Raw genomic sequence first — 2,669 nt, 5'->3', positions numbered from 1 at the left:
AGATAGAACATAGTCTGGAAGAGCCTTGCTTATGTCAAGCGAGATAAGTAAGTTACAGGTAAAATTATGACTCCCCCCTCAATGAATCGGTCAGAGATCTAGGAATTCGATGATTTGTCGCGGATATCGCTCAAAGTTCACAAAACTATGATCGCCGCCAAATTCAACCGTCTGTTTTGCTCCCGCCAATTTAGCGACGGCTTGACGGTAATCTAAGACTTCATCACCCATTTGTTGCAACAACCAAAATGACGTGACGTCATTAATTTTAACCTCTAATGCTTTGAGCTCTTCAATATGTTTCGCCTCTAGCCGATAGTGCTCTTGCGTGTAGGGGTTGACTTGTTCGCCTAAAAAATTGACCAATAATTCATACGGTTTGATTGCTGGGTTTATCACCACGGCACGAAAACCAAACAAATGGTTTAACCAAATAGACAAATACCCGCCTAATGAACTCCCCACCAGCGCAATACGATATTGATCTTGATGTTGATGAATAAGATCAAGTAGATATTCCGCAGCTTGCGCGGGAAAACTGGGTAACTTAGGCACCATCACTTTGATATCAGGACGCTGCATTTGGCAATACTTCACCATCACTTGTGCTTTGTGCGACAGCGGCGAGCTATTAAAGCCGTGAATATAAAGCAGCATAGGTTGACGAGTAGGCATCTCAGTATCCATTAGCGTTAAAATCCGGTTGGAATGCGCCGTTAGCTAAACGTTTGACTTGAGTTTCTATTTGACCATCAGCAGATAGCGTCAATTCACGCCATCCTGGGGAAGTGCGATCCAAAGCAAAATCATCTGAATTGGGCTTAAATTGTACACAGGTCGAGGGAGTGGCCATCACTCGGACACCGTGATGGAGTTTATCCATATTTTGATGAACATGACCACACAGGACGGCTTTCACATTGCGATGTTGCGTGACGATATTCCAAAAAGCATCGCTGTCTTTAAGGCTATGTTGATCGAGCCAGGCGCTCCCCACCAATAGAGGATGATGATGCAGCACAATCAAGGTGTGTCGCTGATGGTGCGTCGATAATTTTTCGTCAAGTAAAGCCAATTGTTGATCGCTCAGCCGTCCGTGCGGTACGCCCACCACTTGAGAATCGAGCATCACCATCTGCCAGTGTTCACCGAGTAATACATGCTCCGACTGTTGAATCTGCTCTGACGGGAATACGGCGCCCATATTGGGTTTAAAGTCGTGATTACCGGGAAGCCAAAAACAAGTTTTTTCTAATGAAGAAATACCACGAGAGAAACGAAGATAAGACTCAGCACTATGATCTTGCGAGATGTCGCCCGTAGCCAGAATTGCATCAAATTCAACATTTTGCGCGCAGATCTCTGCCACAACAGCATGAAAGCTATCTACCGTATTAACACTCAACAGGCTGCCATCATCCGGCGCAAACAGATGCGTATCGGTAATTTGTAGCAGCTTGATGCTGTCTGAATTGTCTAGAGTTGGCGACACGTTCAAAATTTATTAATCCAAATTGAATGACTAATTTTCATCTATGACGAAGACTAAATTGGAGCTCGACTAATCCCGTGCTTTAAACAGAAAGTAAGCCAATCGCCTAAAAAGCGATTGATTTGCGCTTTCTCATCTTTTTGCATCATTTGTTCATTCGGGTAATCATAGCGAGCTTTGATCTGATTTATCCGCGCACTTGCACACACTTCGGAAACACGTGCATCGTGGTAAAGCCTGACAGACATCGACGGTAATGGAAATACTGAAACGTCATCACTCTGACAAATCTCCACTAAAGTTGTGTACTTTGTGACCTCTAGCACTTGTAATTGATAGGTCATTTGAGCAGCCTGATAACAGCGTAAGTCACCCACGCTCGGCTGACTTGGTAACAAAGCGTTCAATTTCGCGTAGTTAGTTTCGTACACACGCATTAATTCCGATAAATCAACGTGATACGGTTTTTTCAATGCTAATTCTGCCATTGCAATTGTAACTGTTGATAGTTTAGCTCTAACCATTGTAAAGCGATAATTGAGGCACCATTCTCAATTTGGCCGTTTTTCACTAAGCGGTAAGCCTCTTCACGGCTCATGACATGAACTTTGATGTCTTCACCTTCATAGTCAAGCCCATGTACGCCTTTAGCTTGCGTTGCATCGATTTCACCAACAAAGACATCGAGTAATTCAGAGCATCCGCCAGATGATGGATAATAAGAGCTAATTTTTTCGATTCGGTTCACTTCAATTCCCGCCTCTTCCATCGCCTCTCGACGAATAACCTGCTCGGACGTTTCATCAGGGTCGATGACTCCAGCAACAATCTCCAGTTGCCAAGGATGGGCGTGCTCTAGTGCTCCAACTCGAATTTGCTCTATAATCACGACTTCATCACGCGCAGGATCATAAGGAAGCATAGCCGCAGCATGACCTCTTTCAAACATTTCTCTTTCAATCACCTCACTCCATCCACCTTCAAACAACTTGTGTTTAAAGCGGTATTTCACCATGCGGAAAAAACCTTGGAACAGTGTTTCTTTTGAAATGACGTCCACATCTTGGGGCGTAAAAATGTTGTACTGTTTGTCAGACTGCTGCATTTGAAACCTCGCTCAGTGAATCTCATAGTTTAATCATGGAATTCATCCATCACCAAGGATATTGCTCAACTT

At 43.9% G+C, this 2,669-nt stretch carries 4 protein-coding genes; all 4 read right to left on the bottom strand.

The window, feature by feature from the left end:
• Positions 1–90: 90 nt before the first annotated feature.
• Genes yqiA through nudF form a run of 4 tightly spaced genes read right to left on the bottom strand, consistent with a single transcriptional unit; the run spans position 91 to position 2,597 of the window.
• Entirely contained in the window at positions 91–687 is a 597-nt protein-coding gene (yqiA, locus tag AACT21_RS08770; protein WP_013856059.1) for an esterase YqiA, read from the bottom strand.
• Positions 677–1,498, bottom strand: a complete 822-nt coding sequence (gene cpdA / locus AACT21_RS08765) for a 3',5'-cyclic-AMP phosphodiesterase (RefSeq protein WP_094163688.1) — start codon at positions 1,496–1,498, stop codon at positions 677–679. The genes yqiA and cpdA overlap by 11 nt, the downstream gene beginning before the upstream one ends.
• Before the next feature lie 47 nt (positions 1,499–1,545).
• Entirely contained in the window at positions 1,546–1,980 is a 435-nt protein-coding gene (locus tag AACT21_RS08760; protein ID WP_017042669.1) for a DUF1249 family protein, read from the bottom strand.
• A complete protein-coding gene (nudF, locus tag AACT21_RS08755; RefSeq protein ID WP_094163686.1) occupies positions 1,968–2,597 on the bottom strand; it encodes an ADP-ribose diphosphatase in 630 nt (209 codons plus the stop codon). Before nudF ends, AACT21_RS08760 begins: the two co-directional genes overlap by 13 nt.
• Positions 2,598–2,669: the final 72 nt, after the last annotated feature.

The sequence above is a fragment of the Vibrio sp. V08_P9A1T1 genome, assembly GCF_963874405.1.
GTDB classification, from domain to species: Bacteria; Pseudomonadota; Gammaproteobacteria; order Enterobacterales; family Vibrionaceae; genus Vibrio; species Vibrio anguillarum.
The sequence above is the reverse complement of the archived record's forward strand: the minus strand, read 5'-3'. Positions and strand labels throughout refer to the sequence as shown.